This is a genomic window from Peribacillus sp. CSMR9 (genome assembly GCF_033141925.1).
GTDB lineage: Bacteria > Bacillota > Bacilli > Bacillales > DSM-1321 > Peribacillus > Peribacillus simplex_A.
Window position 1 is genome coordinate 36237 of sequence record NZ_JAOPHO010000018.1, and the last position, 26205, is coordinate 62441.

Here is a 26205-nt window from a genome sequence, read left to right on the forward strand (position 1 = left end):
GCAAATGCCACAAATGCAGCCGATTCAGTCCAATCAGCAACTGCAGCCGCAGGCTTTTAGTCCGTTCGATAATCCGTTGCAGCCAGCTAAACGACCCCCGCAAGGTCAGCAGCAGGCTCATAATCCCTATCCAAAGCAACAGTTCATGCAAAAACCCCAGCCATCTGGTATCAAATCGGTCATGAATCAATTCAAAACACAAGATGGCTCCATGGATATAACGAAAATGATGAATACAGCTGGACAAATGATGAATACAGTTTCTCAAGTATCGTCAATGGTCAAAGGAGTAGGGGGCTTCTTCAAAGTTTAGATGGTGAATAAAGGAAAAGCAGACTTACAAGTGACCCAGCCACTTATTTAAGTCTGCTTTTAATTTTGCCTAATTGATTTCAATCCGATTCCCTCTAATTTTGGGCAGGTGAAGCGTGAGGATGCCATCGCGATGTCGTGCGGTGACTTTTGCTTCATCAATCGGTTTTGGAAAGGAAATAGTTCTTGAAAATGTACCGGCTGAAACTTCTTTTTGAAACATTCCTTGCGTTTTATGCTGCCTATCTACATGTTTTGCAGAAATGGTTACGGCATGGGTCAGCACATCAATGGATATTTGGCTGCGTGCAATACCGGGCAAGGAAGCGGTAAGGGTATACTCTGAATTTGTCTCATGGACATCAACCGGAAAGCTGCGTTCTTTAGTAGAACCGAAGAAATCGTCAAGAGATTGCAGCATGCCTTTAGGAGGCCTTTCGGAAAACAATCGATCCATTTTGTTAATAAAATGGGTAAAGGGTTCAATTCGATTTCGATTATTATTTTTTTCAGAAGAGGTCATCACGGTTCTCCTTCCTAAAAAATTCCTTTGCCTATAGGCTATGTTAGGACTGAAGAATTGTGAATGAACCAATGGGTTTTAGATACGGATATAGAGGGAATAACGTTACTGATTGATTAGTAAAGGAAATGAGGGATTGATATGACAGAAAATAGCAAGCTTTCCTACATAGATACCGGGAAAGGAAATAAAACATTGTTGTTCATCCATGGGTTTTGTGGAAGTCATGAATATTGGAAGAACATCATTGCTGAATTAAAAGATGAATACCGAGTTGTTGCCATTGATTTACGAGGGCATGGTGCAAGTGAAGAAATAGGGGCATCTTTCTCGATTGATGATATGGCTGCTGATATTGCTTCATTTATGGAAGAACAGGGAATCGGAAAGGTTTATATGTTTGGTCATTCTCTTGGAGGATATATCACCTTGGCATTCGCAGAAAGGTTTCCTGGGAAATTGTCTGGTTTTTCCCTGATTCATTCTACCGCTTTGCCTGACGATGAAGCTGGTAAGGAGGGGCGTTTAAAATCTGTCGGGAAAATAGAAATGGATGGAATCATTCCTTTCATTGATGGACTTGTACCAAAGCTTTTCGCTAATTCCGATGATCCGAATATTGAACATACAAAGGAAATCGGTTATAAAACAAGTGAAAGTGGTGCGATTGGGTCTTTGCATGCCATGAGGAACAGAACAGACAGAAATCATGTACTCAAAGAGACGAAGCTCCCAGTCCTTTTGGTTGCAGGTGAAAAGGATAAAGTAATTCCCGCTGAAAAAACCTTTTCTGTTAAAGGGAGCCATATTAATGAAGTTATACTTGAGGGAAGCGGTCATATGGGAATGTTGGAAGCTCCGAGCAGACTAGCCGAAGAAATCATTCGATATGTCGAGAAGAATTAACTGAAAAAGAATGATCAGGAAGCGGGAGTAGCCGTTTCCTGATTTTTTTTTGAATAGGAAATAGTTTCCCTTTTGCATAGAACGTTCATTCGGTAGAATAGGAGTATGAGGTGGTTATATGAAACTGCGAAAAAATTTACAAGAAGTCATCACGGAATTAAAAACCAATGAGGATTATAAGGATAATATTGTACACTGGCAAGTAATTGAAGCGAAAGAGGCAAAACATGTTCCTTTTCCCGATCGAATGAATGATAAGATCAAGCATGCTCTTGAAAAACGGGGGATAAATGGGTTGTATACCCATCAGGCGACCGCATTTGATACGGCTGTCAGTGGCGAAAGTCTTGTAGCGGTCACCCCAACGGCTTCTGGTAAAACATTATGCTATAATTTGCCGGTCCTTCAAAAAATACTTGAAGATGAAAAAACTAGAGCGCTTTATATATTTCCGACAAAAGCGCTGAGTTATGATCAAAAAAGCGAATTGAACGAAATGATACATGAAATGGATGCCGAGATAAATAGTTATACGTACGATGGGGACACACCTTCAAATATCAGGCAAAAAATCCGTCAGGCAGGGCATATCGTCATCACCAATCCCGATATGCTCCATTCCGGAATCTTGCCGCATCACACGAAATGGGTCTCATTGTTTGAAAACTTGAAGTATGTGATCATCGATGAACTCCATATTTACCGCGGCGTTTTCGGAAGTCATACGGCTAACGTCATAAGAAGGTTAAAAAGGATCTGCAAGTTTTATGGCAGTGATCCTGTATTCGTCTGTACTTCTGCAACGATCAATAATCCAAAAGAGTTGGCAGAAGAGCTTACGGAAAAACAAATGGTGCTTATCGATAATAACGGGGCCCCGAGTGGGAAAAAACATTTTGTTTTCTATAATCCCCCAATAGTCAATAAACCGCTAAACATTCGAAGGAGTGCGGTTTTGGAAGTCAGGAAGCTCGCAAATGAATTTTTGAAAAATAAAATTCAAACAATCGTTTTTGCGCGAAGCAGGGTTCGTGTGGAAATTCTATTGACCTATTTACAGGGACTCGTGTCAAAGCAATTGGGGCCCAAATCAATCAGGGGCTATCGTGGCGGGTATCTGCCAACACAGCGTAGAGAAATTGAACAGGGCCTCAGGGATGGTTCCATTTATGGGGTGGTATCCACGAATGCTCTTGAGTTAGGTGTCGATATCGGGCAGCTCCAGGTTTGCATAATGACTGGTTACCCTGGATCGATATCGAGTGCCTGGCAACAGGCGGGACGAGCAGGAAGAAGGCATGGTGAAGCGCTGATCATCATGGTCGGCAGTTCAAGTGCCCTTGATCAATATATCGTCCAGCATCCCGATTATTTCTTTACCAGAAATCCAGAAACTGCAAGAATCAATCCAGATAATCTTTTGATCCTGGTTGATCATGTCAAATGTGCAGCATATGAGCTGCCATTTAAAAAAGGTGATGCCTTTGGAAAAACAGAGATTATGGACGTACTGGAATTCCTTACCGAAGAAAGGGTCTTACACCAAAATGGGGACAAATGGCATTGGATGAACGATGCTTTTCCAGCAAGCAATATAAGCCTGCGTTCGGCTGCACAGGAAAATGTCGTAATCATCGACCAAACGAATGCACCGGTTAACCGGGTCATAGGAGAAATGGATACGTTCAGTGCAATGACCCTTCTCCACGATGAAGCCATTTATTTGCACCAGGGAATGCAATTTCAGGTGGAAGAACTTGATTGGGATGAAAAGAAAGCTTATGTACGTGAAGTCAATGTGGACTATTATACGGATGCTAACCTTGCTGTGCAGTTGTCTGTATTGGAAGTGGATAAACAGCGAACTTTCGCTTCTACCACAGCTGCCTTTGGTGACGTCGCCATCCGGGCGATGCCTACGATCTTCAAAAAAATCAAATTTGAAACTCATGAAAATATTGGTTCAGGGCCAATCAGCCTGCCTGAGATGGAACTGCACACGAGTTCGGCAATGCTTTCCATGGAGCCTGATATATTCGAGTGGGACGAAAATCGAATAGAGCAAGGAATGATAGGTGCATCCCATGCTCTTAATTACATGATTCCGTTATATGTTATGTGTGATCCGCATGATATCCATGTTTATCCACAGGTTAAGGCAGCACATAATGAAAAACCAACCATTTTTATCTATGATAGTTATCCGGGGGGTATAGGGCTAAGTGATAAAGTATATGAAAACTCTGAAGTCATCCTACTGGAAACCATATCCATGATCGGAAATTGTTCTTGTGAAGGCGGCTGTCCTTCCTGTATCGGAACGGAATCCGCTGCGAAAACAGCCAAAAATGATGCAAAACAGTTATTAGGCCAATTTTGTAAGGAAAAACAATCATAGATACGGGGATAAGTGAAAAGAGGTGTATTTTTTTGTCTTTGAAAAATAAATTGAACCGTATGAAAACGCATATGAACATAGAACCAGTGAAACATCCTTCTCCTGAACAAGAAAATAGCCAAGCAGTGAAGGAAGAAATTCCATATCTTGAAAAGTGGCTGAAGAACGATACCGTTTCCTTTCATTTCGATGATGACTATTGTTTCATTAGGGAGGTCCGCTACCCTATAAATCACAAACACGGGTTATATGCATTTTCTGAGCTGAAAAAGATCGTAAAAGAATGGAATCAAACTCCATTGGAGCATCCCTTATCCGCTAGGGGCGTTAAAAGTGAAGACCTGTTTTTCTTCGATACGGAAACAACAGGACTTGGAGGCGGAGCGGGAAATACCATTTTTTTACTGGGTTATGCCTATTTAGAAGGTGATGAAGTTGTGGTGAAACAACATATCCTGCCGCAGCCCGGAAGTGAAATACCGCTTTACCAAAGCTTTTTGGAAAACATCAATTACGAAACGCTTGTCACATATAATGGTAAATCCTTTGATTGGCCCCAGCTGAAAACCCGACATACCTTGATTAAAGAACATGTTCCAAAACTACCGGAATTCGGACATTTCGATTTGTATCATGCTTCAAGACGCCTTTGGAGAAACAAATTGGAACGAGTTAAATTATCAGCAGTCGAAACGGATATTCTAGGTGTACATAGAGAAGATGATATTCCTGGATATTTGGCACCGATGATTTATTTTGATTTTGTCGAGAGGAAAAATCCGGAAATTTTATTTGGGATCATGAAGCATAATGAATTGGATATTTTATCACTGATCACATTGTATATTCATTTGTCCCGGAAAATCCTCCAAATTGATGGATATACGGAAGATTCCATGGAAATTGCACGCTGGCTCGCTTATCTAGGAAAAAAAGATGAATCGGTCGAGACTTATGAAAAAATAGTGGAAGCGGGAAATGAGGAAGATCGGATAATAGCTGGCCATGCCATAGCCTTTCAGAAAAAGAAGCAAAAACAATTCAACGAAGCGTTGGAAATTTGGAAGGAGGTCGCCTTAAAAGGGAATGTTCAAATAAGGATACAGGCACAGATTGAATGTGCAAAATTATATGAACATCAATTTAAGGAAGTCGGCAATGCTCTAAAATGTGCATTAAACGCCCATCAAGAGATGTTGAGGGAAGGTACCATTGTGGTGAAACAAAAGTCGGAATTGGAAAAGAGGATCAAGCGTCTCGAAATGAAAGAGGATTCCAAGGGTATGTCTGAATAAGATAAGCGAATCAGAATTGTTTTTAAGTGCGAAATGCCGAAAATAAAAAATATGGATACAAATATTGTAGCCTTCAACTATAATGTGTAAAATGGAAAGAGTTGAGGGTGAATTTCCGAAGCATTCATTTCATACCTTTACATCAAATAAATTTAAGTTGAAAGCGGAGCGGAGAAATGTATAAAACGACTTTATTTCTATTTTTTGTTGTCCTTTGTTTAACGATTGTTATTTTTACATCATTAAAAGACAGTCTCTATTCCTTTTTATAGAAAATTACCCACAGTGCATTTGAAGGGTAGCCATATATTATAATAGTGTACTTATTGACGGCCATACATAGTTTTATACTTATTCTGTATAAATAGGTCATTTCATCAGTACACGTCTCCCCTTTTTTTCATAGTCTGTAATGGTAAGACTAAACTTATCATAATGAAAGGGGACGTATTATATATGTATTTTCGTAATTGTGGAGGAAATAAATCCAATGTAATGGGAGCATACGGGAACGCTCCTGGAGTAATGGGCGCATCAACCGGTAAACATAAACACTCTAACGTAATGGGAGCCTATACTGGTCCAACGGCTGTATCTCCAGCGCAACTTGGCCCAACGCAAGCACTTCCTACTCAACTTGCCCCAGCGCAAGTCTCTCCAACACAGCAATTTGTTAATACGAATGTATCGAACACAGTGATTCCTGTCGTTCATCCATCACACACTACAACTGTCAATAAACATTTGAACACGTATAAGCATTACTTCCCACATACTCAATCCGTGGTGAACCAATGCTTTACGCAAAACTTGATTTGCGGAAGGCCGCCGATTAACCCATGCTGTCCGCCTACGCCTTTCGGATACTAAAAAAAGTAAGGGCCTAATTAGCCCTTATTTTCTTACATAAACATGTTAAAAGGGAGATTAACCAAGCAATGAAGGTTTTGTATATGACTGGCTATAAGGCTTTTGAATTCGGGATATTCAAAAATGACCATGAAGCCGTAAAATATATTAAGAAAGCGATGAAGCAACGTCTTCTGCCATTGGTGGAAGATGGGCTGGAATGGGTGATCATATCAGGTCAGTTGGGTACGGAGCTATGGGGTGCCGAAGTGGTGTTCGATATACAGGAAGAATACAGTCAGCTTAAATTAGGGGTGCTAACTCCTTTCCTGAAACAGGAAGAGTCATGGAACGAGACGAATCAAGACTATTACCGTTCCATATTGGCCCGTGCCGATTTTGTTGAGTCCATTTTCAACAAACCATATGAAGGGCCGCAACAGCTGAAAATCAAAAATAGGTATATGGTTCATAAAAGTGACGCCATGCTCATCATTTTCGAAGCCGAAAAAGAAGGGTCAGCACGATATCCATATTTCGAAGCGATGAAAAAGGCTGAAACACAGCCATACCCCATCTATCAGATAAACTTTGATGATCTGCAACTGGCTGCGGAAGAAGGCAGCTGGTCCGAAGAATGACGGAGTGAAAATAATTATGGATTAAAAGTTGTTTCTAAAGCATATTCATATTATGATGAAATTTAGATACAGATTCATGGGGGGACATATCGTTCACTGAAACATCATTATGCAGATAAAAAGGTGTTTCGTTGACAAACCCAAGCAGATTTGAAAAAATAATAAAAAGTCGATTGTATTGGCGAAAGTATTGAGGTGAAGTCTTATGCTATCCGATAAGATAAAATTAACGGCTAAAGATATTCTTGAAAAAGATTTTAAAACAGCAATGCGCGGTTATAAACCAGAAGACGTGGATCAATTCCTGGATCTGATCATTAAAGATTATGAAGTGTTCCATCAGGAAATTGAAGATCTTAAACAAGAAAATCTTAAATTGAAAAAACAAGCCGAAGAGAGTACAAAACGTCCAAATCAACCTGCTCCCAGTGCTACTCCGGGAACCACTAACTTTGACATCCTTAAACGGTTATCCAACTTGGAAAAGCACGTTTTTGGAAACAAGCTTTTTGATTGAGGTTTTGCATATTAAAAGTGAAATTGATTTAGGTATTGTGTTTTAATGAATAATGGAGTATAATCAATTATGTTATGTTAACGTTTGGGTAATTGCTGCTGCATTTTTGCAGTAGAGGAAAGTCCATGCTCGCACGGACTGCGATGTCCGTAGTGTTCGTGCCTGGCGAAAAAATAAGCTTGGGCAGCAATCTTGGATTGCTGACGGCTGGGAAAATGCCTAAGTCCTTTTGGATATGGCATGAATACCTATAAAAGTGCCACAGTGACGGAGCCTTTACAGAAATGTAAAGGGTGGAACGAGGTAAACCCCACGAGCGAGAAACCCAAATTAATGGTAGGGGCGCTTTCTTCCTTGGAATTGAACGAGGAGAAGGACAGAAGCCATGCTTCTGTAGATAGATGATTACCGCCGAAGTACGAGACGCGAGTCGCTTGCAGTACTGAGGAACAAAACATGGCTTACAGAACGTTATCATATGACACCAAAAGCACAACTCTCCTTTTAAAAGGAGAGTTTTTGTTTTTGGGAATTGCCCATTAATAAAAAGCCGGGCATTCCAAATTATTTTTCGTTTTCTGAAACCATGCTGTGTTAAACTAAGGTCTTGGCAACTTTTTAATTCCATCGAAAGATTTCTAATTGAAAGTGTTCAGCAGAAGGACAATGGCTAATTGACATCTGACCGTAACGATTTAAAAAATAGCGTTGAAGTGTTAAGCATTTCCTGGATTATGGGTACCCTATTTATAAAAGGTTTTTTTACCTTTACTGATTGCCCTTATTTGAAGGTATTAAGACATGCCTTAAGCATTTTGTTATGAGTATACATAATTGTTTGTGAATAAATGGCCTTTCGTTGCCTTGGAGGATTTCATTCATGAATATTTGCAGCCTACCTTATTGATACATAGATAATTGAGTTAAACTTTATTTTATCGCGTTGATCCCGGTTATTAAAAAAATGCTCTACTACATGACAATGACATTTAATCTAGGCAATCAATGACGGACTATAAGCAAAATATAAATTGACCAGTGGAACTTTTAAATAAGGTTTACATGTCTAAAATCGATACCTTATTCTTAATTAGGGGAATTTAGGTAGATATGCAATAGAGTTGGATTAATGGAAAGAAGGTGCAGGATAAATGAAACAATTCGATATTATCGCAACATCAGCAATGGGATTGGAATCAATTGTCGCTAAGGAGGTTCGGGATCTTGGTTACGATTGTCAAGTCGAGAATGGTAAGATCACGTACAAAGGGGACCAATCTGCCATTGCCCGCTCTAATTTATGGCTGCGGAGTGCCGACAGGGTTAAAATTAAAGTTGAAGAATTTAAAGCATATTCATTTGATGAGTTGTTTGAAAAAACAAAGGCCTTGAATTGGGAAGATTACTTATCAGCCGATGTTGAGTTCCCTGTGAGTGGAAAATCGGTTAAGTCACAGCTTTACAGTGTTCCTGATTGTCAGGCTATCGTCAAAAAGGCGATTGTTGATAGATTGAAAAGCAAATATAAGCAAGTATCTTGGTTTGCAGAGACTGGTCCTTTGTTTAAAATTGAAGTGTCTATTTTAAAAGATGTAGTGACACTTACCATGGACACTTCAGGTGCTGGTTTGCATAAACGGGGATATCGCACAGGGCAGGGGGAGGCGCCCCTTAAAGAAACATTGGCGGCTGCGTTAATCATGCTGACCAATTGGAAACCGGATAAACCTTTCATTGATCCATTTTGTGGATCTGGAACGATTCCTATCGAGGCTGCCTTAATTGGGCAGAACATAGCACCTGGGTTTAACAGGGAATTCGTTTCTGAAACATGGTCATGGATGGACAGCAAGGTTTGGGATGAAGCGCGGGTTGAGGCTGAAGATTTAGCCGATTATGATCAGTACTTGGACATAACCGGCTGTGATATTGACCATCGAATGGTCGATATATCTAAAGCGAATAGTTTTGAAGCCGGCCTTGGTGATCTGATTGAATTCAAACAAATGCAGGTGAGGGATATCTCGACTAGGAAAGAGTATGGTGTCATTGTCGGGAACCCGCCTTACGGAGAACGTCTTGGTGAGCAAAAAGCGGTTGAGCAGATGTATAGAGAAATGGGTCAAGCTTTCAAGAAGCTTGACACCTGGTCAGTATACATGATTACCTCCAATCCTGACTTCGAACAGCATTACGGTAAGCCGGCAACGAAAAAAAGGAAACTGTTCAATGGTTTCATCCGTGCAGACCTTTATCAATATTGGGGAAAAAGGCCGCCGAGACAGCCTCAAGGTGAATGAGTAGGTAAAATATAACGGAGGATTTCAATAGTCAGGACGATTTATTCATAATAGGTTCCAGTCTTGCTTATCATTTCCTTTTCTGTTATTCTAATAATGAATTATTTTTGTTCAGATTTAAGGAATACCTTAATATTCTTTTGAGCAAGGATAGTAATATAATGTGTGGAGAACACACTAGGAGGCAACAAAAATGGAACAAGGTAAAGTAAAATGGTTTAAAGCAGAAAAAGGTTTAGGATTCATCGAACGTGAAGGTGGAGACGATGTATTCGTACATTTCTCAGCTATCCAAGGCGAAGGTTTCAAAACACTTGAAGAAGGCCAAGACGTTACATTTGATGTAGAACAAGGTCAACGTGGACCACAAGCATCAAACGTAAACAAAGCTTAATTCAACCCTATATTATTTACAGACAGGCTCTCTTTTGGAGCCTGTCTTTTATTTTACATAGTCTGGAAACATGGCAGCATACATAGAAGAAAAACATACTTTTTACATTTCGTTTCTTATGGTAGGGTAAATATCTTGACTATTAATGTGAAATAAAGGATAATATCCTTTTGCCTAGAAATATTATGATACGGATCGATACACTGATGATAGATAAAAGGGGAGACCAAGATGCTTAAAACACTGCCTTTTTCGGTAACAAAGGAAGATTCTTTTTACGATAAGCTTTCAGAATGGATCGGTGATGTTTTTTACGATATTCTTCCCGAAAAAGGATTTGAGCTGCGTGATGAACAAATCTTCATGGCTTTTCAGTTAGAAAAAGCCTTTAAAGAAAAGAATGTAAGCTTTGCTGAAGCAGGGGTAGGGACCGGTAAGACCTTGGTCTATTTACTATATGCGATTTGTTATGCGAGATATACGAATAAACCGGCAATTATTTCGTGTGCAGACGAAACGCTGATTGAACAGCTTGTCAAAGAAGAAGGCGACATCCAAAAAATTAAGAATGCTTTAGGTATTGAAGTGGATGTTCGGCTTGCCAAATATCACGATCAATATGTATGTCTTAAGAAATTGGATTACGCAGTGAATCATGAAGATTCAGAGGGAATAGATCAACTCTATGATGAACTTCCCAAGTTTGTCCATGATAACTCATCGATGAACGCTTATTCAGCATATGGGGACCGTAAACAGTATCCATATTTAAATGATGAAGACTGGTCTAAAGTTGGCTGGGATCAGCTTCAAAACTGTTTTACTTGTGATAAGCGCCATCGTTGTGGACAAACCCTATCGCGGGACCACTACCGAAAATCAAGCGATTTGATCATTTGTTCACATGACTTCTTCATGGAACATGTTTGGACTAAGGAAAAACGTAAGCGTGAAGGACAGTTGCCACTGTTGCCTGAACATAGCTGTGTTGTCTTTGATGAAGGTCATCTACTGGAATTTGCTGCTCAAAAGGCTTTAACTTATAAAGTTGGGGAACAAACCCTTGCTTCGGTTTTAGAATTGCTTACTGCCAATCAGGTTCGTGAAGAAACCTTATACATCATTGAGGACTTAATTGATATCAATGAAGAGTTTTTTGATTTGTTGGATGAAAAATCCATACATGTCACCGGATCTAATCGTTATGAAATCCCAATGTCCAAGGAAATAACAAGCTTTGCGCAAAAGCTGCATAAAAAGGTTGAAGAGTTAGAGGAGAACCTTGTTTTCGAGGCGGAAATGTATACGATCAATGATTATGATTTAAAAGTGACAGAAGAATATTTAGAACAGCTGGGCTACTCCATTTCTCTATTTGTGAAGGATGAACAGGCCGTTTCCTGGTTTGAAGAAAATGAAATGACCAAAACATTGGTCATTATGCCAAGGCTTGTACAGGATATTTTGTCTGAACAGGTATTCTCTAAAAAAATCCCTTACATTTTTTCATCGGCGACATTATCGGATAATAAATCCTTCCAATACATTGCAGATAGCTTAGGGATAGAGAAGTATGACAGCTTCTCTGTTGAATCACCATTTGATTACGATGAAGTCATGAAAATGAACATGCCTGCCTTCGAAAACGGAGACCAATTGGCTAAACTTCAATACACCATGAAGTCAATTGAGGAAAATGAGGGCCGAACGCTTGTGTTATACCAATCAAAAGAAGAATTGCTTTGGTTTAAGGAAAACTGCCCAACATCATCCTATCCTTTTTATTTTGAAGGGGAAGCGGAAATCAGCGAGCTTGTTAAGAAGTTTCAAGAGAATGAGCAATCTGTTCTTTTCTCCTATCATTTATGGGAAGGACTTGATGTTCCAGGGCCTTCATTACAAAATGTAGTGATACACTCACTTCCATTCCCGCCACGCGATCCAGTGTTCGAGGCCAAACGTAATTCGGTTACCGATGCATTCGAAGAAGTGGATCTTCCATACATGCTCCTTCGATTGCGTCAGGGAATAGGGCGTTTGATCAGGACTAGCAATGATTCGGGAACCGTACAGATTTTGATGGAAAAGGATCTCTCGGAACAGGTGAAAGAGAAGATTGTATCCGTTCTTCCTGTAACGCTTTAAGTCAATTTAATCTAAGAGCCATGGGAGAGGTGCCCTTGGCTCTTATTTTTTTTTAACGGAGTAGTTCTGATAAGAAAGATTTTTGTATAATATGGTAAAGTGTAGTTGGAAGGAGCAGTGAATATGGAAAAAGAAGGTATAGATTTGATAGAAAAAGAATTTAAAGAATATGTCAAGAAAATCTCGGCCTATAATGAAGCGCTCGCGTTAATTTTTTGGGACTTACGGACAGGTGCACCGAAAAAGGGAGTTGAGCAGCGTTCTGAAGTGATCGGGGTGCTTTCCTCTGAGGTTTTTAATATGATCACAAGTAAAAAGATGGAATCCTTCATTACGGAACTTTCGAAGGGGGAAGCCTCTCTTAGTGAAACGACGAATAAGATGGTACAAGAGTGTAAAAAAGAGTTTGAAAGGAATAAGAAGATTCCTGCAAACGAATATAAGGAATTCGTCATTTTACAATCCCGCTCTGAAAGTGCTTGGGAAGAGGCAAGGGAAAAAGCGGATTTTTCGTTATTCCAACCTTATCTGGAGCAAGTTGTTGCTTATACCCGTAAATTCATAGAGTACTGGGGATACGAAGGACAGAAATATAATACCCTTTTAGACATGTATGAACCCGGCATGACTGTAGATTTACTTGACAGTGTATTCAGTGAGCTTCGGTCGAGTATAGTACCTCTGGTAAAACAGATTGCAAAAAGCGAAAATAGACCTGAAACAGCGTTCCTTTATAAAGAATTTCCAAAAGAAAAACAGCATCGCCTCAACCTGGAAGTTTTAAAACATCTAGGATACGATTTCAAGGCTGGCAGGCTGGATGAAACAGTTCACCCTTTTGCTACTGGAATAAATAGGGGCGATGTCCGGGTGACGACCCGTTACGATGAATGTGACTTTAGGGGGGCGATCTTTGGTACCATTCATGAATGTGGACATGCCATTTATGAGCAGAATATCGCCGAAGAGTTAACCGGGACACTGCTCGATAATGGGACATCAATGGGAATCCATGAATCCCAATCCCTGTTTTTTGAAAACTTCATTGGACGGAACTATAGCTTCTGGAAAAATAAATTCTCCCTATTGAAAGAATATGCTCCTGAACAATTCAATGATGTGACGCTGGATGAATTCTACCGGGGGATTAACGAATCAAAACCATCGTTCATCCGTATTGAAGCAGATGAACTAACTTATCCCCTACATATAATGATTCGGTATGAACTGGAAAAGGCTCTCTTTAATGGAGAACTTGAAGTGAAGGATTTACCGGAAGTCTGGAATGAAAAATACAAGGATTATTTGGGAATTGTTCCTGAAAATGATGCAATGGGCGTGTTACAGGATGTACACTGGGCAGATGGAAGTTTTGGTTATTTCCCATCGTATGCATTGGGATATATGTATGCAGCCCAAATCAAGCAGTCGATGCTTAAAGATTTGCCTGATTTTGATGGGCTTTTGGAAGCGGGTGATATTGCTCCAATCAGGAAATGGCTTAATGAAAAGATACATAAATATGGAAAAACAAAAGAGCCCCTAGAGATTTTGAAAGAAACGACAGGGGAAGGCCTGAATGTTCAGTATTTAATAAAGTATCTTGAAAATAAATATAAAGAAGTTTATAAAATCAAATGAATTTAATTAGAGAAGGCCTTGGAATAATTATCAAGGTCTTCTTCTTTTTTCAATGGTTCACACAATTTAAATCCTTATGAACCCGGTGGGCATTTTTGTTAACATCAATAAAAGGTATCATTTAGGCGAATAAAAAGAGGCCGCCGTTATTCCGACTATAATATTTCTAATTTTTTGAAAAATACCCGTAATTTCAAGTGATGGCTTTTTGTTGATGGTAAATCCAGGTTAATTAGTCTTGGTGATTTCGCAATTTTTTAAAATTACGAATAATGTTTTATATTTTTAATTGAAAGTTCGGTTTTTGTTAAAAATGACTTTTCAAAATAAGACAGCGTTGTTATAATTTATATATTAATAAAATATAAAGTTTCACTCGTATAATAGCAGGAATATGGCCTGCAAGTTTCTACCGGATTACCGTAAATAATTCGACTATGGGTGAGTAATTGATCTTGTTGCATAATGGAAGGATTTTGCTGTTTCATTTTTCATTCATGCCCAAGAAATATTGCTTCACTCAAAAAAGTGCTGCAATGTTTCTTGGGTTTTTTTATATCTGGGAAACATTTGCATGGTTTATAGGTCAATAAACATCCAAGATTGGGAGGAACCTTCATGCAACTTTTAAAGGAAAAAATCTTGTCCGAGGGTCAAGCTTTATCAGAAGATATTTTAAAAGTAGATTCATTCTTGAATCATCAAATGGATCCTATGCTGATGAAAGAAATAGGTAAAGAATTCGTTAAACGTTTCGAACAAAAGGAAATAACGAAAGTGCTGACCATTGAATCTTCAGGCATTGGACCTGGTTTGATGGCTGCCTTGGAATTGGAAGTTCCGCTAATTTTTGCCCGTAAACGTAAATCACTCACTTTGACAAATGATTTAGTGACGGCGTCCGTTCATTCCTTTACAAAAAAAGAAACCAATACAATTACAGTTTCCAATAAATATATAGAAGCTGGTGATAAGGTTCTGATCATCGATGACTTCCTTGCGGTCGGACAAGCGGCTCGGGGCTTGGTGGATATCTGTGAGCAGGTTGGAGCAGAAGTGGCCGGAATCGGAATCGTTATTGAAAAAGCATTCCAAAGTGGTGGTAAGGACCTTCGGGAACAAGGGTTTCAAGTGGAATCCCTGGCACGAATTGCGAAGTTGAAATTCGGTGAGATAACTTTCGTTGAGGAAATGGAAGGGGCAACTGTCAATGTCTAATCAATCACCATTAAAAGTTGCTTCCTTAGGATTACAACATGTTCTTGCAATGTATGCTGGTGCGATCGTCGTTCCATTGATTGTTGGGGGAGCGTTAGGTTTAACTGCTGCTCAGTTAACCTATTTAGTTTCGATTGACATCTTAATGTGTGGAATAGCGACCTTATTGCAAGTCTGGAAAAATAAATTCTTTGGAATCGGCCTACCCGTCGTTCTTGGCTGTACATTCACGGCAGTCAGCCCAATGATTGCGGTAGGTACCCAATATGGAGTCACCACCATTTATGGGGCCATTTTAGTGTCGGGATTAATCGTCGTTTTAATTAGTAAATTCTTCGGGAAACTGGCTAGGTTTTTCCCGCCGGTCGTTACTGGTTCAGTCGTTATGATCATCGGGATCACACTCATTCCTGTCGCCATCAACAATCTTGGGGGCGGACAAGGTGCTGCTGACTTTGGAGCCTTGGATAACGTAGCCCTTGGTTTTGGAACTTTGCTTTTCATCATTTTCATGTATAAATTCTCAACGGGATTCGTGCGCTCCATCTCTATATTATTAGGACTGTTAGTCGGAACTTTTGCAGCTTTCTTCCTTGGGAAAGTTGATTTTAGCTCAGTTGCAAGTGCAAGTTGGTTGCATCTGCCACATTTTTTCTACTTTGGCACTCCGACTTTCAACATCACTGCGATCATTACCATGACTTTGGTGGCGATAGTCAGCTTAGTGGAATCGACTGGCGTCTATTATGCCTTAGGAGAAATCACGGACAAAGAGATTTCGGAAGATGATCTGGCACGCGGATACCGTTCTGAAGGGCTTGCCATCATGCTTGGCGGTTTGTTTAATGCTTTTCCTTATACAGCTTTTTCACAAAATGTCGGTTTAATTCAATTGTCGGGTATTAAAACAAGAAATGTCATTTATACAACGGCAGGGATGCTCATTTTCATTGGTTTTGTCCCGAAAATTGGTGCATTCACGACCATTATCCCTTCGTCCGTGTTAGGCGGGGCAATGGTGGCCATGTTTGGCATGGTAATTGCCGCTGGAATTAAGATGTTAAGTAAGGTAGATTTTGCCTCTCAAGAAAACTTATTGATCATCGCTTGTTCCGTAGGTATGGGACTTGGGGTAACGGTCGTTCCTGAGCTATTTGCTAAAATTCCGGAAAGCATTCAAATATTAACGGATAATGGAATCGTGGCTGGAAGTTTGACAGCCATTTTCTTGAATATCGTCTTTAACATCGTCCCTACAAAAGGGAAAGTAAAGGAAGCCCGTGTTGAAAGACAGAATGTTGCCTGATTAAAAATAGATTCTGTAAACTATTAAATGCCCCCCTAATCCACAGATGATGAGGATTAGGGGGCATTTTTTATTAGTCCGAAAACTCATCATTGTTAAATGAAGTTTTTTAATGAAATGGAGTTTTGTCAGATAAAAGGAAACTCTCTTCACTTTTTGAATATATTGATAGTATATGTTCAGGAAAGTAGTGATAGAGATGGAGAAAAAATATTGTATTCATTGTCGGACCATTTTAAGTCAGGAGTATAGGTGCAGTGTGTGCGGTAAAGAGGAGTTTCAAAACATCATAATACAAGTACAAAATCAATCTTCAGTAAAGAAGGAAGAATGAAAGCAGCCCCCTTACCGACTTTCTAGGTAAGGGGGTTTTATTGTTTCCGATTACATTTTGATCATTGTGATATGTAGGGTACCTACGCCATCCAATGAAATGGGTAAATTGCTTGCTTCATGTAAACCTATACATTTTTGTATGGCCCGCAATGACGGGAGGTGTAATATCCATGATTGTATTCTCGCAAATGCTAAGGAGGTGGCGATATTGCCGGCTAAGCATGTTGTCTTAGTTCTGCTGCGAAAAATTCAAGAGTTTCACCTTAGATGACCATTAAGCTATAGAGCATAAATGATATCTTGGTGGGTATATTAACCATATCATGAATAATAAGGGGTGGGATTATGCCATATTTATTATCTGCATCACATATAAAGCTACCATATTTACTTTCACAGGAAAAAATCATGGAATTTTCAAGAGAAATCTTTGGATCCTCATTTAAGAGTATAGATCGGCTATTAAAGGCCTTTACGAATGGACAAGTGGAAAATCGATATTTTTCAAATGATCTTGATTGGTTTAAAAAGGATCATTCTTTTGCTGATCGGAATGATTTATACATAAAGCAGGCTGTAAAGTTTGGGAAAGAGGCTATAGAAAAATGTTTAACCAACTCAGAATTTTTAAAAGAAGAGCTGCAGGCATCCGAACTAGATGCTTTCTTTTTTATATCAAGCACCGGGGTGGCTACCCCGACCATTGATGCCAGGATAATGAATGAACTTCCATTTAACCCGCATGCAAAAAGAATTCCGATATGGGGGCTTGGATGTGCAGGGGGAGCGAGCGGCCTATCACGTGCTTTTGAATATTGCCGAGCGTACCCGACGGCTAAGGTCATTGTTTTAAGTGTGGAGTTATGCAGTCTGACTTTTCAAAGGAATGATATCTCCAAAAGTAATTTAATTGGAACCTCCTTATTCTCTGATGGAGTAAGCTGTGTTTTGGTTTGCGGTGATGAAGTGCCGGATGAACAGTATTCAAGAAAAGGACGACATTTGAAATTTTTGGATTCTCAATCCACGCTAATGCCGAATTCATTGGATGTAATGGGGTGGGATGTTAAAGACCAAGGCTTATATGTGATCTTTTCGAAAGATATCCCTACAATCATCAAGGATTGGCTTAAACCGAATGTTCAAGAATTCTTAGCGGGAAATGGAATGGATCTCGGGGATGTAAAAGATTTCATTGCCCATCCTGGAGGGAAAAAAGTAATTGATGCTTATCACGAATCCCTAGGATTCGATGAAGGCATGACTGCAGTATCAATGAGAATATTAAGGGAATTTGGAAATATGTCCTCAGCAACTATTTTGTACGTCCTTGAGAGATTCATGCAGCGTGGCGGGAATAAAGGTGAGGTGGGATTGGCTGTAGCATTGGGGCCTGGTTTTTCATCTGAACTTGTGTTAATGAGGTGGGAATGATGCTCTTTGCCATTTTCATCATCTTGATTGCCATTCAGCGCCTGGTTGAATTATATATTGCCAAACAAAATGAAAAGCAGTTGAAAGGTGCAGGAGCTGTAGAATACGGTAAGTCCCATTACAGATGGATGGTTATTATGCACCTTAGTTTTTTTATTGTTCTCATTATTGAAGTGCTCGCTTATGAAAGGGATGTGCCTGGACTTTGGCCGATTTGGCTGACCCTTTTTCTGATTGCGCAGTCGGGAAGGATTTGGGTGATCAGTTCATTGGGAAAACATTGGAATACAAAAATCATAGTGGTTCCTAATGCCGAAGTAGTCATTAAAGGTCCTTATAAATATTTCAAACATCCGAACTATATAATAGTGGCAACGGAGATTATAGTTATTTCTTTATTATTCAATGCATATTATACAGCTATCATCTTTAGTTTTTTGAACGCATGGATGATGGCGGTTCGAATCCCCCTCGAAGAAAAGGCATTAAAGGAACATACGGAATATTCTACGGTTTTTAAGGGAAAATAATAAAAACTTTATTTTCTTATTGAAAATGATTATCGTTCATGATAAGATTCTAAATGAAGATGAAAATTATTCTCAATCAAATATCGATAAATTTTATAATAAAACTAAAGCTACTCAATATATAAGAGGATGGTGTTGGTAATGGTCTGGTTATTCATTTTATTGACAATCGCTACATATGGTTTTGTGATGAAACATGTATTAAATAATATTCAAAAACCGGCAAAGGCAGTTAAACCCTTTACCGGGTCAACAATGGAAAACCGAGCTGCATTTAACCCCACTCCTACAACCAGGTAATCATCCTGGTTTTTTTTATGGCTGTTTTCACATACTTTGTTGCTATTTACCAGGTAGTGAGTTGTGGTTGATTTCCCCTCCAGATGCTCGCTTTCCGCGGGGCGGGCGGTGAGCCTCCTCGGCGTAAACGCCTGTGGGGTCTCACCTGTCCCGCTGCTCCCGCAGGAGTCTCGCACTTCCGCTCCAATCAACCTTAAATAGTTTCGTTTTAAAAACAACAATCTTTACGAAAAGAGCCTTTTTATTCAAATGAATTAACAAGATATGAATCAAACTGCATGAATCCGCCAATAGGTGGTTTTTTTTTGAACATGGCCTATAATAAATCATAAAGTAAAACTAAAGCTGACTGTATGAATAACAAACGAAATCGTTTACAATAAGAGTATTAAAATGACGATAGATTAAGGGGTATGGATTCATGATTCAAGAAACAGTAAAACAACGGTCCAAATTGGGGATTTTGACTGCCATGTATGATAAATTTCAATCGGCAGGCGATACAGGCAATGCAGATAAACTGAAACAATTAATCATGAAAGTGAATGATGAGGAGTTCATCATTGCTTTTTGCGGGCATTTTTCAGCGGGTAAATCAAGTATGATCAACTTTCTCCTTGGTGATCAAGTATTGCCTTCAAGTCCGATTCCAACGAGTGCAAATACGGTAAAGGTCCAAAAAGGGGAAGACTATGCCAAAGTCTTTTACCATCATCAGCCTCCAGTCTTATTTCCTGCACCTTATGATTTTAAAGAGGTCAAGAAATTTGCCAAGGATGGTGATTCAGTATCGGCAATAACGATAAGTTCCAATCACTTTTCAATGCCGGAATCATGTGCAATCATGGATACGCCAGGAATTGATTCGACGGATGATGCACATCGAGTTTCTACGGAATCCGCCTTGCATTTAGCTGATGTCGTCTTCTATGTTATGGATTATAATCACGTCCAATCAGAAGTCAACTTCCTATTCACCAAAGAATTGTTGGAGGCTGAAAAGCCGACATACTTAATTATCAATATGATCGATAAGCATGATGAGAATGAGCTTAGCTTCCAAGACTTCAAGCTTTCCGTTACTGAAGCATTTGCGAACTGGAATGTATATCCTGATGGGATTTTTTATACATCTGTAAGAGATTTGAACAATAGCGAAAATGAAATTGAAGTCGTTCGGCAATTTATATATGAAATGGCAGGCAAAGGTCAGAATGATGGGAAAGATGCCATCATGCAATCGGCTAAAGCGCTTGTCGAAAGGCACCTTATTTGGCTGAAGGAACAATATGAAGAGGAACATGCCGAGGATTTCGAAGCATTATCAGACCTTCCTCACGAAGAGCGAATTCACTTGACGAATCAAGTGGACAGCCTATTAAAAGAAAAAAAATCATTAACTGGACGTATAGAGGACATCAAGGTCCAATATGCTGAAGCATTAGAAACAATTTTGAAAAGTGCATACATCATGCCCGCGGCTACACGGGACCTAGGTAAATCTTTCTTGGAATCGGCTCAGCCGGATTTTAAAATGGGTCTATTATTTGCCAAGAAAAAAACCGAGGCCGAGCGTGAGGAACGTATTAAAGCATTCTTGGCCGATTTACAAGAAAAGGTGAAAACCCAGCTTGAATGGCATCTTAAAGAATTAGCGGTTAAAACGCTTAATCAAGCGGAGATCCATGATTCAACATTTGAAAGTAAGGCGCAGGGACTTCATATCGAGGTAACGGAAGCTTACATAAAAAACTCTTTAAAGCCTCAAGTCGATATTACAGGTGAATACGTTTTAAACTATACGAATGATTTAGCCTCAGCCATCAAGAAGAAAGCGCGTGAAATATCTGAAGGATTTTTGAATGGAATGGTCGCCGTTATGGAAGGAATAGTGGAACAGCAGTCTATATCCATAGATAAGGAACTTGAAGGTTTTTCCGAATTTGCGGAAGCCCTTAAAGTTACAGCGGCGATGAACGCGGAAATCAAGTACCAAACGGAACGATTAGAGGCCATTGCCAATCAAACTGAAACATCAGTTGATGAGCGTGATATCGATACGCTTTTAACTCAATGGAATGAAGAAGAAAAAAATATTACAGTAAAAATCATGAGAATCGATAAAGGAAGTAATTCAATGCACGTCGACGAACAACCTGAAACGGATCATGATATAGAAAGTAAGGAAGCTGTTCCTTCTGTAGCTGTTTCTTCATCTGATGCTGCTGATTTACGCGGAAAAGAAAAGCTGATGGAGACTGCAACGAGTTTACATCAGGCAGCCAAGCTGATACAGCCTTTGAGAGGATTTCAATCACTTTATAAAGAATTGACAGATAAGGCAAATCGCCTGGAACAGCAGACTTTCACGGTTGCCCTCTTTGGTGCATTCAGTGCGGGTAAATCTTCCTTTGCCAATGCACTGATGGGAGAAAGTGTCCTTCCTGTTTCACCTAATCCGACAACTGCGGCAATCAACAAAATCATGTCTTCAGATGCTGAGCATCCACATGGAACGGCAACCGTCAAATTAAAGACGGAAGCGATGCTGTTAGAAGATGTGAGCCTGGCTTTGGCAGCTTTTGATAAATCGGCAAAGACACTGGATGAAGCACTTCACATAGCAGGACAAATCATTGCGAAGGCAGGGGAAGTTGATAAAGGGAAAACGCATTTATCCTTCTTAAGGGCTTTCCATCAAGGGATGCCCCAGCACCAAGATGATTTAGGAAATGTGGTTACGGTTGATCTTGAAGGGTTTAAACGTTTTGCTGCAGAAGAGTCCAAGTCGTGCCTTGTTGATTTGATTGAATTGCGTTACGACTGTGAAATGACAAAGCAGGGGATGGTGCTTGTTGACACACCAGGGGCGGATTCGATAAATGCCAGACATACAGGAGCAGCTTTCGAATATATTAAGAATTCGGATGCCATCCTTTTTGTGACCTATTATAATCACCCATTTTCACGGGCAGATAGGGAGTTCTTGATACAACTTGGACGTGTAAAAGATTCTTTCGCGATGGATAAGATGTTCTTCATTGTCAATGCAGTCGATCTTGCACAAACCACTGACGAATTGGACGAAGTGATGGATTATGTCACAGATCAATTGAATGGATTCGGAATCCGTTTTCCAAAACTGTTCCCGCTTACGAGTAAGGGAGCATTGATGGAAAAACAGACGCCTGGTTCATTTAAGCATTCGTTCCTACAAAATAGCGGTATTTCGGAATTCCAAGACCAATTCGATGCTTTCATCGAAAACGATTTAACTGGACTTGCAATCGAATCGGCTAAAGCGGCCGTAAAAAGAACGGAAGAACTGCTCCGTGATGTAATTACAGCTTCCATGCAGGATGAAAAGGCGAAACGAAAAGCTCTGGACTCCCTTTCACATGAGGCACAGTCCATTTCGGAACTGCTCTCTGTCATTAAAGGGGATGCGGAAAAGCAACGTTTGAAAAAAGAAATCGATGAATTGACTTTCTATAGTAAGCAACGGGTCTTTTTCCGATTTAATGATTTCTTCAAGGAATCGTTCAACCCGGCCGTCTTAAAGGATGATGGAGGGGATCTGAAAATAGTCCTCAAGCAAGCGATGAAGAACTTATTGGATGCGTTGGGCTTTGACCTTGCCCAGGAAATGCGGGCAACGGCTTTAAGGACGGAAATGTTCGTAAATAAATTGCTGAACGAGAAACAAAGCAGTTTGCTTCAGCAAATTCAAAAAGTAAGAAAAACCCTTTTATTACAGCCTTATGAACCTAATGAGAGGGAGTCCCTTGAATTCACAGGAGCTTTTGTCCAATTGGAAACTGGGGAATTCAAAAAGGAATTGGCGTTATTTAAAAATCCAAAATCTTTCTTTGAAAAAAATGAGAAATTGAAAATGAGCGAAGGGCTTCAGAAGCGTTTGGATGATCCTGCCCTAATGTATGTAAAAGGACAGGGTGAGCGGATTTTCGAAATGTATAATGAAGTTCTCGATCAAGAGTTACTTGCGATTCAAAAAGAGTTTAAGACGGAAATATCGGAGATCTTTGCAGGTTTACGTGCAGCAATGGAGGAAACGGTAGATTTACCGTATTATGAAAATGCAGTAGCTGAATTGGCAAAAATGCATTCGAAATAGAAACGAGGTTCATTCATGAAAGAAAACCTTATTTCGAAATTAAAAATCCTGGAAAGAAAAGAGAATATGACCATTTTGATGGCTGCTGTTACTGGCAGCCATTCTTTTGGTTTACCATCCGCCCATTCGGATATCGATGTTCGGTTTATATATGTTCATAATGATAAGCGATCTTACCTCAGCTTAAGTCCTGCAGTTGAAGTGATTCATTTGAAAGAAAACATATATGACATGGAAGGTTGGGATCTATTTAAATCATCCCGTCTTACGATAAAGAGTAATCCTGCACTATTTGAATTATTTCAGTCACCAATCAAGCTGATTACACATCCGGATTATTATAGGAAGATGAATGGTTTGATAGCGGATTGCTATTCCCAAAAGGCACTAGGACACCATTACTATCGGATGATGGGCGACAACCTTCAACAATTGACAAAAACAAGGGACTCTGAAAGAAAAGGACTAAAAACATGGGTACAAGTTTACCGTTCGTATTTAATCCTGGAACATATCATCCAAAAGGGGGCATTGCCACCTTTATCCGTTTGGGAATTACTTGAATCGGTTACCATCGATCAAGAAATGAAAACCAGGATGACCCGAATATTTAAAGCAAAACAAAAGGAAGAATTTATAAGCAACAATGAAAGCGAAAAGAATCTTTCATTATTAGAAGGGAAATCACTTTCCTTAAAGAATGAAATAAATAAGCTTCCTCCAGGGAAGAACATGGAAACGGAGCTTAATCAATTAATTTGGACCATTTTGAAATAGGGGGCTATGCAATGGGTTATATAATGGAAAAAGAAGAGCTGTTGCCATTGTTGAATTCTAGTGATATCAGAATCTGTGACTGCCGCTTTCAGCTGGGTTCTCCTGATGCAGGGCATAATGAATACGAGAAAGACCATATTTCCGGCGCTGTTTATTTCGATCTCGAAAAGGATTTATCGGGGCAAGTTCATAAACACGGCGGAAGACATCCTCTTCCTGACCTGGAAAAGTTTAAAGATAAACTAGAATCAAATGGAATCTCCAATGATACGGTGCTTATTGCTTATGATGGGGGGGAAGGTTCTTTTGCTTCTAGGTTTGTCTGGCTGCTAAGCTATCTTGGGCACCAGAAAGTCTATGTTCTTAACGGGGGGTATCGCGCCTGGAAGGATGCGGGCTATCCGATTGACTCGAATCAAACGAATAATAGTACTAGAGAATATCATATCGATTTAAATGAAACCGTGCTTGCATCTTTTCAAAAAGTGAAGGACTATACAATGAATAGGCCTGACCATATCGTTTTAATGGATTCAAGGGAATCTAAACGGTACGAGGGAATTGAGGAGCCGATTGATAAAAAAGCAGGCCATATACCTGGTGCAGTTAATAAGGTGTGGACGAACGTTTTGGATAATGGCTATTATAAAAAAAAGGAAGATCTTCAGGAAAATTTCACTGGCATTGGCAGGGATAAGGAAATCATTGTCTACTGTGGTTCAGGTGTAACGGCATCTCCCAATTATATCGCCCTGAAAGAAGCGGGCTTTAAAGATGTGAAGATATATGTTGGCAGTTTCAGTGACTGGATCTCCTATGATGATAATCCGATTGAATAATATTTTTTCCAATTAAACGATCCTTAAAAAAGGGGACAGTTATGTTAAAATGGATGTACATCATGATAGAGGTGATAATGTGTTTATGAAAGAAAATGAGCAACATCCTTCCTTTATGCTTGTCGACGGGATGGCGCTATTATTCAGAGCTTTTTATGCAACGGCCGTTACTGGTCAATTCATGATTAACTCAAAAGGCATTCCTACTAATGCCGTCCAAGGTTTTTTGAAGCATATGCTGACAGCGGTGAATCATTTTTCACCTAGCCATGTAGCGGTGTGCTGGGATATGGGCAGCAAGACTTTCAGAAATGAATTATTTGATGGATACAAGGCTAATCGTTCAGAAGCTCCGGTCGAAATGATCCCTCAATTCGACTTAGCGAAAAAAGCGGTTGAAGCATTTGATATCCCTAACATAGGGCTCTCTGGATATGAAGCGGATGACTGTATCGGGACAATTGCGAAGGCATCTGCCCAACATAGCCGGGTGGGTATATTGACAGGCGATCAAGATATGCTCCAGTTGATAGAAGAAAATATTTCTGTACTATTGTTAAAAAAAGGATATGGTAACTATGAAGTTCATAATCCTGATAGCTTTTATGAATGGAAAGGGATCACTCCAAGACAAATGATCGATTTAAAAGCTTTAATGGGCGATACAGCTGATAACTATCCCGGAGTTAAAGGAATTGGGGAGAAGACAGCGTTGAAATTATTGATTCAGTATCAAAGTATCGAAGGGATTCTTGAAAATGTTGCTTCATTGACAAACGGGCAGAGAGCTAAGATTGAATCTGCCGTAGATATGCTTCATTTATCCAGAAAACTGGCCGAAATAAAATGTGATGTACCCATTTCATGCTCTTTGGACGATGCGGTTTATCAGTATGATCGCGAGAAGGTCAAAAATCTGGCTAGGGATCATGAATTCAGGGCTTTACTAAAAATGATTTAATAATGAAAATTTCGGAGCTCCCCAATGGGAGCTCCTTTAATTTATACGGTGAATTTTTTGTCGAAAAATGGATAGTCAAAATCTTTGATATACGGTAAGATGAAAATAAGGCATGAAGTATGGAGTGGATGCAGAAGTGGCGAGATCAACTGAAGAGTATGTTAGTTTTTTAGAGGGTAAGGGATTCACTTTTGGAAGTGACGATATTGGTTTTATTTATTTTGGTAAGCGCTACACGGAAGCAAGTGATATTTTAGTCAATGCAGCAATAGAATTGACTTTGAAGGTTCAAAAGAATTTTGATGGCAGCTTTTATATTTCCTTTTTGGAAAACTTAAAACAAAATGGTATTAAAACCCGCAGTGAAGCAGTATCGTTTGCAAAAGAACAGGGGCTGCTTAAATAAATCGGACTTCGTTACTTTGAAGTCCGATTTATTTTTATGGCT

22 protein-coding genes, 1 other RNA gene and 1 riboswitch are annotated in these 26205 nt (G+C 39.6%); of the genes, 22 read left to right on the forward strand and 1 reads right to left on the reverse strand.

Annotation, left to right across the window (positions count from 1 at the left end):
- Positions 1 to 4: 4 nt before the first annotated feature.
- Positions 5 to 313 carry a YppG family protein gene (locus N9I19_RS10930; RefSeq protein ID WP_317777797.1) on the forward strand — a complete coding sequence of 103 codons (309 nt, stop codon included), beginning with the start codon at positions 5 to 7 and terminating at the stop codon, positions 311 to 313.
- Between the two features lie 69 nt (positions 314 to 382).
- On the opposite strand, the gene N9I19_RS10935 is transcribed toward N9I19_RS10930, so the two are convergent.
- On the reverse strand, positions 383 to 835 hold the full coding sequence (locus N9I19_RS10935) for an Hsp20/alpha crystallin family protein (RefSeq protein ID WP_317777798.1): 453 nt from the start codon (positions 833 to 835) through the stop codon (positions 383 to 385).
- 141 nt (positions 836 to 976) lie between these two features.
- On the opposite strand from N9I19_RS10935, the gene N9I19_RS10940 reads away from it, so the two are divergent.
- From N9I19_RS10940 to N9I19_RS11040, 21 genes are all read left to right on the forward strand, one after another.
- Positions 977 to 1741, forward strand: a complete 765-nt coding sequence (locus N9I19_RS10940; RefSeq protein ID WP_289320140.1) for an alpha/beta fold hydrolase — start codon at positions 977 to 979, stop codon at positions 1739 to 1741.
- Positions 1742 to 1859: 118 nt separating this feature from the next.
- Positions 1860 to 4139 carry a DEAD/DEAH box helicase gene (locus N9I19_RS10945; RefSeq protein WP_317777799.1) on the forward strand — a complete coding sequence of 760 codons (2280 nt, stop codon included), beginning with the start codon at positions 1860 to 1862 and terminating at the stop codon, positions 4137 to 4139.
- 32 nt (positions 4140 to 4171) lie between these two features.
- The gene (locus N9I19_RS10950; RefSeq protein ID WP_317777800.1) at positions 4172 to 5434 is read left to right on the forward strand and encodes a ribonuclease H-like domain-containing protein; all 1263 of its coding nucleotides are present in this window, start codon (positions 4172 to 4174) and stop codon (positions 5432 to 5434) included.
- A 456-nt stretch (positions 5435 to 5890) separates the two neighbouring features.
- Positions 5891 to 6304 (forward strand): CotD family spore coat protein, encoded by a 414-nt coding sequence (locus N9I19_RS10955; RefSeq protein WP_317777801.1) that lies wholly within the window; start codon positions 5891 to 5893, stop codon positions 6302 to 6304.
- Between the two features lie 68 nt (positions 6305 to 6372).
- Entirely contained in the window at positions 6373 to 6924 is a 552-nt protein-coding gene (locus N9I19_RS10960) for an SLOG family protein (protein WP_284470352.1), read from the forward strand.
- A 205-nt stretch (positions 6925 to 7129) separates the two neighbouring features.
- Complete coding sequence (gene gpsB, locus N9I19_RS10965; RefSeq protein WP_061463822.1) at positions 7130 to 7441, forward strand: cell division regulator GpsB; 312 nt, start codon at positions 7130 to 7132, stop codon at positions 7439 to 7441.
- An 80-nt stretch (positions 7442 to 7521) separates the two neighbouring features.
- An RNA gene (gene rnpB / locus N9I19_RS10970) (RNase P RNA component class B) lies at positions 7522 to 7910 on the forward strand.
- A 682-nt stretch (positions 7911 to 8592) separates the two neighbouring features.
- The gene (locus N9I19_RS10975) at positions 8593 to 9741 is read left to right on the forward strand and encodes a THUMP domain-containing class I SAM-dependent RNA methyltransferase (RefSeq protein WP_317777802.1); all 1149 of its coding nucleotides are present in this window, start codon (positions 8593 to 8595) and stop codon (positions 9739 to 9741) included.
- Between the two features lie 193 nt (positions 9742 to 9934).
- Complete coding sequence (locus N9I19_RS10980; RefSeq protein ID WP_317777803.1) at positions 9935 to 10135, forward strand: cold-shock protein; 201 nt, start codon at positions 9935 to 9937, stop codon at positions 10133 to 10135.
- Between the two features lie 231 nt (positions 10136 to 10366).
- Entirely contained in the window at positions 10367 to 12280 is a 1914-nt protein-coding gene (locus N9I19_RS10985) for an ATP-dependent DNA helicase (RefSeq protein ID WP_317777804.1), read from the forward strand.
- 123 nt (positions 12281 to 12403) lie between these two features.
- Positions 12404 to 13921 (forward strand): carboxypeptidase M32, encoded by a 1518-nt coding sequence (locus N9I19_RS10990; protein ID WP_317777805.1) that lies wholly within the window; start codon positions 12404 to 12406, stop codon positions 13919 to 13921.
- 356 nt (positions 13922 to 14277) lie between these two features.
- A riboswitch (purine riboswitch) is annotated at positions 14278 to 14379 on the forward strand.
- 160 nt (positions 14380 to 14539) lie between these two features.
- On the forward strand, positions 14540 to 15139 hold the full coding sequence (locus tag N9I19_RS10995) for a xanthine phosphoribosyltransferase (RefSeq protein WP_089363198.1): 600 nt from the start codon (positions 14540 to 14542) through the stop codon (positions 15137 to 15139).
- Complete coding sequence (locus N9I19_RS11000) at positions 15132 to 16445, forward strand: nucleobase:cation symporter-2 family protein (RefSeq protein ID WP_317777806.1); 1314 nt, start codon at positions 15132 to 15134, stop codon at positions 16443 to 16445. The genes N9I19_RS10995 and N9I19_RS11000 overlap by 8 nt, the downstream gene beginning before the upstream one ends.
- A 681-nt stretch (positions 16446 to 17126) precedes the next feature.
- Positions 17127 to 18215, forward strand: a complete 1089-nt coding sequence (locus tag N9I19_RS11005; RefSeq protein ID WP_317777807.1) for a type III polyketide synthase — start codon at positions 17127 to 17129, stop codon at positions 18213 to 18215.
- The gene (locus tag N9I19_RS11010) at positions 18215 to 18745 is read left to right on the forward strand and encodes an isoprenylcysteine carboxyl methyltransferase family protein (RefSeq protein ID WP_317777808.1); all 531 of its coding nucleotides are present in this window, start codon (positions 18215 to 18217) and stop codon (positions 18743 to 18745) included. Before N9I19_RS11005 ends, N9I19_RS11010 begins: the two co-directional genes overlap by 1 nt.
- Before the next feature lie 141 nt (positions 18746 to 18886).
- On the forward strand, positions 18887 to 19045 hold the full coding sequence (locus N9I19_RS11015; RefSeq protein ID WP_176431939.1) for a hypothetical protein: 159 nt from the start codon (positions 18887 to 18889) through the stop codon (positions 19043 to 19045).
- Between the two features lie 421 nt (positions 19046 to 19466).
- Positions 19467 to 23180 (forward strand): dynamin family protein, encoded by a 3714-nt coding sequence (locus N9I19_RS11020; protein ID WP_317777809.1) that lies wholly within the window; start codon positions 19467 to 19469, stop codon positions 23178 to 23180.
- 15 nt (positions 23181 to 23195) lie between these two features.
- On the forward strand, positions 23196 to 23957 hold the full coding sequence (locus N9I19_RS11025; protein ID WP_317777810.1) for a DNA polymerase beta superfamily protein: 762 nt from the start codon (positions 23196 to 23198) through the stop codon (positions 23955 to 23957).
- 11 nt (positions 23958 to 23968) lie between these two features.
- Entirely contained in the window at positions 23969 to 24796 is an 828-nt protein-coding gene (locus N9I19_RS11030; protein ID WP_061463812.1) for a sulfurtransferase, read from the forward strand.
- An 85-nt stretch (positions 24797 to 24881) separates the two neighbouring features.
- Positions 24882 to 25757, forward strand: coding sequence for a 5'-3' exonuclease (locus N9I19_RS11035; protein WP_317777818.1), 876 nt, complete (start codon positions 24882 to 24884; stop codon positions 25755 to 25757).
- 124 nt (positions 25758 to 25881) lie between these two features.
- Positions 25882 to 26163 carry a DUF6123 family protein gene (locus tag N9I19_RS11040; RefSeq protein WP_317777811.1) on the forward strand — a complete coding sequence of 94 codons (282 nt, stop codon included), beginning with the start codon at positions 25882 to 25884 and terminating at the stop codon, positions 26161 to 26163.
- Positions 26164 to 26205 lie beyond the last annotated feature (42 nt).